Here is a 7,671-nt window from a genome sequence, read left to right on the forward strand (position 1 = left end):
CTGCTGCCCGAGTGTCCTGAGCCGTGGTCGCTGCCGCTGTGGCCACTGTTACCGCCGCCACCGCTGCCGCTGTTGCCACCGCCGTGACTGCCACCGCCGCCATTGCCACCGCCGCCGCTTCCACCACCGCTACCGCCGCCGTTGCCGCCATGACCACCACCACCTCCACCACTTCCGCCACCTCCACTACCTCCACCACCACCGCTACCCCCATCCTTGGCATGAGCCGTGGAAACTCCCGACAAACCCTCCGGAATCAGCACCGTAGACGCTGACAGAACTGCGCCGATGGCCATTGCGAGCACGAGCTTTTTAATGTGCATATCGTTCTCCGTCTTTGTGGTCTTGTTTGGGAACGTGGTAGTGCGTGGGTACCGAGATCCGACCCGTTCCCATGGTCAGTGAATACTCGAAGCCAGTTCGAAAATCGGGATGTACATCAGGATCACGATGACCCCGATCAGCAGGCCGATGAAGGTCATCAGCAGCGGTTCGAACAACTTCACGAACCACTCCAGCCAGCGGCTGATTTCCTCGTCGTAGAAATCGGCGCTGCGCTCCATCATCTGCCCGAGGTTGCCGGACTGTTCGCCAGCGCGCAGCAGGCGCAGGGACACCGGTGTCACCAGGTGATTGAGTTCCAGCGCGGTGGACAGCGATTGCCCCTCGCGCACCCGTTCGCAGGCCTGATCCAGGCGCACCCGCGACGCCACGGTGAGCAAGCCGCGCACCATGCTCATGGCGGTCACCAGTGGAATCCCGCCCTGCAGCAGAATCCCCAGCGAACGATAAAAGCGCGCCAGTTCATACATGAAAATCCGTTGATGCACGGCCGGCAGTCTCTCCACCAGCCGGTCCAGCCCGCGGCGAAACGCCGGTTGTTTTTGCAGCACGGCGAGGGCGACGACCAGCGCCGCCAGCCCACCGAAGAACTCGGCCTGATGCGCATGCAAAAACATGCCGCTGCTCATCAGCACCTGCGACAGCCACGGCAGGTTATTCCCCAGCCCTTCAAACACCAGACTGAAACGCGGCACCACATAACCCATCAAGAACAGCACCACGCCACCGCCGACTATCAGCAACAGCATCGGGTAGATCGAGGCGCTGATGATCTTCTGGCGCACCTCGTCCATGCGCTGGCGGTAACTGACGTAACGACCCAGCGCATCGCCGACCGCGCCGGTCTTCTCGCTGGACTGTACCAGCGCCACGTACAGCGGCGGGAACACCGCCGACAACTGGCCCAACGCCTGCGAGAAGGATTTGCCCTCGTACAGCAGGCGCACCAGCTCACTCAAGGTTTTGCGGGCGGCGGGGGCGGTTTCTTTTTCGGCGAGGCTTTCCAGCGCATCGATCAGCGGTAGGCCGGCATTGAGCAGGGTGGTCAGCTCCTGGCTGAACAGCACCAGGTTGAAGGTCTCGCGCTGACGCAGTTTCAGCGAGCGCCAATGCTTGTCGGCGTGCGAGCTGAGCACACGCAAACCCTGGTCCTCGGCGATCCGCCGCGCCTCGCTGTCACCCGGCGCTTCGACGCTCAACGACACCACGCCCGCCTTGCCAACCGCTTTCACATGAAATCGCATGGGCCGCGCTCCGTTCACTGCCAATTGGTCACTTCGGCGTTTTCACCTTCGCCGCCGGGCTGGCCGTCCTTGCCCATCGAGAGCAGGTCATACTCGCTGTTTTCGCCGGGATAGCGGTAGGTGTAATTACGTCCCCACGGGTCCTGCGGCAGTTTTTTCTGCAAATACGGGCCGGTCCATTTCGCCTCGTCACTCGGTGCGGTGACCAAGGCCTGCAAGCCCTGTTCGGTGGACGGGTAGTGGCCGACTTCCAGTCGATAGATATCCAGCGCTTTGCTCAGCCCTTCGATTTGCGCCTTGGCCACTTTCACTTCCGAGCGACCGAGTTGGGCGAAGTATTTCGGCGCGACGATCCCGGCCAACAGGCCGAGCACCACCAGCACCACGAGCAATTCGAGCAGGGTAAAACCGCGTTGGCCACGCGGACGATATTGCAGCTTCATGATGACCTCCCGTGAGTGGCAGCCGTGTCGCCTGAACGGCTTATGCAATTGCCATGCTCAGCCCCCACTGAAAACCACCTGATTGGCTGAAACCCTTGTAAACCGGGCATTTCAAGAGTCGGCACAGTGCTTGCATATGGCTCAAACGTGATCGGCCATTGGGGCATTTCCCCCAATTTATCGGGGTCGATCCGGGGAGGCCCGACATGAAATTTCTTGCCAGCGGATTGCTCGGCTGTGTGCTGCTCAGCGGCGCCGCGCAAGCCGATGTGTTCATCTCGGTGGACGCCAAGGGCAGCTACGTGCTGTCCAACGTTCACCGGCCCGGACGCACCTACGAACGGGTGATTCACGAGGCTGACGCCGCAGTGGCCAGCCTTGATCAGCAGCCGCAAATGATCGCCAACCAGCCTTACGCGGAACTGGTGTCGGCGGCGGCCAAGGTCAATCAATTACCCGAAGCGCTGTTGCACGCGGTGATCAACGCAGAATCCCACTACAACCCCGGCGCCACCTCACCCAAAGGCGCCGGCGGGCTGATGCAGTTGATGCCCGACACCGCGCGCGAGCTGGGCGTCACTGACGTCTACGACCCCAAGGCCAACATCCAGGGCGGGGCCAGATACCTCAAGCGTCTGATGACCCTGTTCGACAACGACATCGCCCTTGCCGTGGCGGCTTACAACGCCGGACCGGACGCGGTGCTCAGCCGTGGCCGGGTGATTCCGCCGTTCGCCGAAACCCAGCGCTACGTGCCGAACGTGTTGCGCCAGTACCGGCGTTTGCAGGGCCTGGCCATGGATGCGCCGTTGTGAGCCCAACCCGGTTTTCCCCACTTTCGGGGCAAACCGGATAGACCCGAAAAGTGGGGGAAAGCGGTGGGGAATATCCCCCGGATTCTCAAGTGGTCGCGGTAACTGACTGAACGGTAATGAGATTTTTTGTGGCACGCGGATTGCTCCAGGGCATTTGTCGAGAAGTGTTCGCGAGAGCACCCACTACGAGGTTACTGATCATGGCTGGCATTCATCACGCTCCGTCTCTGTTCAACTGGCTGCTGATCCTGGCCTCGATGCTCAGCGTCGAACTGGCCGGCGCGGCCGTGCGTTGCGAGCGCAATCTGGTAGCCAACGTCGTCGCCTTCGATCAACCGCTGATGTTCAACCGCCTCGGTGCGCAGAACATCAACGGCATGATGTTCGCCCTGCGCCGCGATGTGGTCGATGAACATGAGCAGTCGCTGGCTTACGGTGGCGCTGCGGTGCCGGGTAAAGTTTCGCTACGCCCGGACAAGCGTCCGCGGCCGTTGGTGTTGCGCGTGGCCGCCGGCGATTGCCTGACGATCAATCTGCAGAACCTGCTCGACTATCAGGCCAACCCGAACAAGCACTTTGAAAACGAGGGCGAAGCAGACGGCGTCGAAAACACCAACGGCGCCGAAGACTTCAAAGTCGACGAGCAGGTCGCCGATCGTCACGTCGGTTTCCAGGTCAACGGCCTGCAAGCGGTGAACAGCATCGATGACATTTCTTCGTTCACCGGGCGTAACGCCAACAGCCTGGTGCCACCGGGCGCGAGCCGCAGTTACACCTTGTTCGCCGAACGTGAAGGCGCGTTTGCCGTCAGCAGCCGTGGCGCGACGTTTGGCGGCGAGGGCGCGGCCGGCAACGTTGCCAACGGTCTGTTCGGCCAGGTCGTCGTGCTGCCCAAGGGCGGTCGCACTTATCGCAATACCCTCACCGAAGAAGAAATGCGCCTGGCCACGACTGGCCGCGCACCCACCGGCCAACCCATTGTCGATTACCAGGCGCGCTACCCGCAGCGCGAACCTTGGTTACGCGAAGGCAAGGCCGGCACGCCGATCATCGGCATGGTCGACGGCAATGAAATCATTTCCAGCGAAAGCGATGCGATTGTCATGGGCAGCAACGCCGATGGCAGTTTCCCGTCCAGCACCTATCCGCTGGAAACGATGGGCAAACGCAACCCGGCGATCCCCAACCGCTTGGAACCGTTCCGCGATTTTGCCTCGCAGTTCCAGGACGAAACCGCCGCGACTCAAGCGTTCCCTGCATATTGGGCCGATCCGGTGATGGCCCATGTGCTGGAGCCGACCCGCGACTCGTTCATGATCAACTACGGCTCCGGCGGCATGGGCGCCGAAGTGGTCGCCAACCGCTTGGGCGTGGGGCCGATGCACGACTGCCTGTCGTGCGCCTATGAAGAATTCTTCCTCAGCTCGCACACGGTTGGCGATGTGGCGATGCTGGTGGACGTGCCGGCCAACACCGGGTTGGAGAACATCGCCCCGGGCCAGACACCGCGCGCCGATCAGATCGGGGTGAAAGCGACCATGGCCCTGTATCCGTCGGAGCCGTCGAACGTCAACCACAGCTACATCGGTGACTTCGTCAAATTCCGCAACACCCACAATGGCCACGAGCAGCACATCTTCCACCTGCACGGCCATCAGTGGCTGTTCAACCCCAACGACGACAACTCCGATTACGTCGACGCCCAAGGCATCGGTCCGGGCGCCGGCTACACCTATGAAATCGCCAACGGTGGTTCGGGCAACCGCAACCGCGTGGCCGGCGACGCAATCTATCACTGCCATTTCTATCCGCACTTCGCCCAAGGCATGTGGGCCATGTGGCGGGTGCACGATGTGTTCGAAGAGGGCACTCGACTTGATGTTTCGCAGCAGGGCGCCGACGGCTACCACAGCGAACCGTTTGCCTTGCGCAGCGGCAAACCGGCGGCCGGCGCACGGGCCTTGCCCGATGGCGAAATCGTCGCCGGTACGCCGATTCCGGCCATTGTGCCGCTGCCCGGCAAAGCCATGGCGCCGATGCCTGGCAAAGTCGTGGTGGTGCCGAAAATCGGTGAAACCCTGGTCGCCGGCCATGATGACGAGGATGACGAAGATGAGGGCGATGATGACGGTGAACACCATGGCGGCAACGCGGGTGGTCAGGCCATCGGCTCACTGGCGCTGGTCGATCGCAGCGAAGCCAACCGCAATGCCGACGGCAGCCTGAAAAACCCTGGCTACCCGTTCTGGATCGGCGGCATGGAAAGCTCGGTCGGCCAACGTCCGCCAACCCCGCCGCTGGACATGCTCGACGCCGCCACCGCGCAATCGCTCAAGGCCAGCGGCAAGGCGCTGTGGGCCAACCTCGACCCAACGCAGTCCGGTGGTTGGGATGGCGGTTTGCAGCGGCACGCACTCGATGGCGTCGCGGCCGGTGGCGAGGCACACACCGTGACCACTTCGCTGGACTTCTCCAAGGAAGTCACCCGCGCCAAACCGATTTACCTGCCCGAAGAAGGCACCGAAGTCGAACAGGCGGCGATGGCCTTCCACGCGAAAAAAGATCACCCAAGCTACGCCCTGCTGCCCGGCAATCAAGTGGTGGCCAAGGCGTTCCGCACCAACGGTGCCTTGCCGATGGCCGGCGCGCCGTACTACGAACCGTGCATGGACGATCGGCAAAAACGCCTGACCAGCAATGCCGGCAGCGGCGAGTTCGCCAGCGGTGAGCGCATCGACGGCATGTCCTTTGTCGGCGCCTCGACCTTCACCGCCGATCGCCCACGGATCTACAAAGCCGCCAACATCCAGTTTGATGCGGTGTACAACAAAGTCGGTTATCACTTTCCGCAGGCGCGCATTCTGGCGCTGTGGGAAGACGCCTGGCCGGTCATCACCAAGCAGCGTCCGCCAGAGCCGCTGGTGATGCGCATGAACACCTTCGATTGCGTGCAATACCAGCAAACCAACCTGGTGCCGGCCACTTACGAGATGGACGATTATCAGGTGCGCACGCCGACCGACGTGATCGGCCAGCACATTCACCTGCCGAAGTGGGATCTGACCTCGGCGGACGGCTCTTCCAACGGCTGGAATTACGAGGACGGCGTGCTCTCGCCCGGCGCTGTGCAGGAACGCATTCACGCGATCCGCGAGTTCAACCAGTGCGCCGGTACTGATCCGCGTGACGGCACTCAGGCCTGCCCGAAAGCCAGGAACCATCCGTTCTTCGGCCAGTACGGCCGCGCCGACTGGCTGGGTGCGCGCACGGCGATGCAGCGCTGGTTCGTCGATCCGGTGGTCAACGCCAAAGGCGTCGATCGCGGCCTCGGCACGATCTTCACCCACGACCACTTAGGCCCATCGACGCACCAGCAGATTGGTCTGTACGCCACCGTTCTTGCAGAGCCGGCCGGTTCCACCTGGTTCCACGCCGAAACCGGCGAGCCTCTCTATAGCGGCGCGCGGCAGGACGGCGGGCCGACGTCGTGGCAAGCGGTGATCAACACCGGCGACCTCGACGGCGATGGCAAGAACGACAGCTTCCGCGAGTTCTTCCTCGAATACAGCGACTTCCAGCACGCCTATGAGGCCGGCGTCTATGTGGGCGCCGGTCCCAACGGCGTGCCGAATGCGCAGGCGTTCCCGGCCACCGCCGACAGCTTCCGCTACGCGATCAATCCGCCAGTGCGCAACAACGCCAGCAACTTGCTTGAAGGAGTGCTGGAGGTGCAGGGCGGTCAGGTCCCGGGCTGCCCGAGCCGGCCATGCCCGCAGGCGATTTCGGTGGATGACCCGGGCATGTTCGTCGTCAACTATCGCAACGAACCGCTGGCCCTGCGCGTGTACGACCCGAACAAGGTCGGCCCGGACGGCAAGCGCGGCATGCAGGCCGACGGCCTCGGCGGTGATCTGGCGTTTGCCATGCAAAGCCGTACTGACCGGGCGATTCCGGCGATGAACCTGGCGCCGAATCTGCTCACCTCGGCGACCGGTCCAACCGGTGGCACCACGCTGTTTCCGCCGCACATCAACAAGGGCGGCGCCGAGCCGGGCGATCCGTTCACGCCAATGCTGCGTACTTACACCGGCGACAACGTGCGGCTGCGGGTGCATGCCGGTGGCCATGAGGAAGAGCACAACGTCACCTTGCACGGGGTGAAATGGCTGCAGAGCGGTTCCGGGTTCGGCAACAGCTCCAACTCTGGCTGGCGTGCGTCGCAGATGATCGGCATCTCCGAGCAGATGGGCTTCATTGCGCCGGTGTCGATGCTGTCCAGTTCGGCGGCGACCACGGGCGACTATCTGTACTCGATGGACGCTTCGATCGAAGGCTACTGGAGCGGTATCTGGGGCGTGATGCGCAACTACACCGCCAAACGCAGCGACTTGTTCGCCATCCCCAACAACCCGAATCCGGCAGGCATGCGTAACACCGTCGCGTTCGAGGGCAGTTGCCCGCGCTATGGCGCCAACCCTAACGGCATTGGCACCCGGCCAACGGTGCAGCGCAACTATGAGGTGGTCGCGGCGCTGGCCAATGACATCCTCGGCAATACGCTGGGCCTGGCCATCGGCGATCCCGAAGGGCTTGGCCAGCATGTCGGTGGGCCGTTGAATCCGGCGGGCGGTACCCTGGTGCTGAACTCGCGCACGGTGAGCATTCCACAAGTCACCGTGACCGATCCGGAGGATGGTGAAACCATCACCATCGGCGGGCAGAGCGGGCCGCTGCATGATCCGACCGCGATCCTGTACGTGCGCAAATCCGATCTGGATCCGGTGAGCGGCAAGCTCAAACCCGGCATCCCGGTCGAACCGCTGGTGC

Annotated in this window: 4 protein-coding genes and 1 pseudogene; 2 read left to right on the forward strand and 3 right to left on the reverse strand. The window is 62.9% G+C overall.

Translation table 11 applies throughout. The features are described from left to right. The 3 genes and pseudogenes from DBR24_RS31135 to gspG all read right to left on the reverse strand — a co-directional run. A pseudogene (locus tag DBR24_RS31135) lies at positions 1 to 323 on the reverse strand (hypothetical protein); the annotation flags it as partial. 75 nt (positions 324 to 398) lie between these two features. Next, the gene (locus DBR24_RS24320) at positions 399 to 1,586 is read right to left on the reverse strand and encodes a type II secretion system F family protein (RefSeq protein WP_128616005.1); all 1,188 of its coding nucleotides are present in this window, start codon (positions 1,584 to 1,586) and stop codon (positions 399 to 401) included. Positions 1,587 to 1,600: 14 nt separating this feature from the next. Beyond that, positions 1,601 to 2,029 carry a type II secretion system major pseudopilin GspG gene (gene gspG, locus DBR24_RS24325; RefSeq protein ID WP_123463262.1) on the reverse strand — a complete coding sequence of 143 codons (429 nt, stop codon included), beginning with the start codon at positions 2,027 to 2,029 and terminating at the stop codon, positions 1,601 to 1,603. A gap of 206 nt (positions 2,030 to 2,235) precedes the next feature. On the opposite strand from gspG, the gene DBR24_RS24330 reads away from it, so the two are divergent. Further along, complete coding sequence (locus DBR24_RS24330) at positions 2,236 to 2,844, forward strand: lytic transglycosylase domain-containing protein (RefSeq protein ID WP_128616006.1); 609 nt, start codon at positions 2,236 to 2,238, stop codon at positions 2,842 to 2,844. Between the two features lie 200 nt (positions 2,845 to 3,044). Next, a partial coding sequence (gene mnxG, locus DBR24_RS24335; RefSeq protein WP_371921349.1) for a manganese-oxidizing multicopper oxidase MnxG occupies positions 3,045 to 7,671 on the forward strand: 4,627 nt, incomplete at its 3' end.

The organism is Pseudomonas sp. HMWF006, from assembly GCF_003061205.1.
Classification (GTDB): domain Bacteria; phylum Pseudomonadota; class Gammaproteobacteria; order Pseudomonadales; family Pseudomonadaceae; genus Aquipseudomonas; species Aquipseudomonas monsensis.

Bases quoted from the DNA above. Each gene is read 5' to 3' on its own strand.
- DBR24_RS24330 (WP_128616006.1), top strand. From the start codon at position 2,236: ATGAAATTTCTTGCCAGCGGATTGCTCGGCTGTGTGCTGCTCAGCGGC.
- gspG (WP_123463262.1), bottom strand. From the start codon at position 2,029: ATGAAGCTGCAATATCGTCCGCGTGGCCAACGCGGTTTTACCCTGCTC.
- DBR24_RS24320 (WP_128616005.1), bottom strand. From the start codon at position 1,586: ATGCGATTTCATGTGAAAGCGGTTGGCAAGGCGGGCGTGGTGTCGTTG.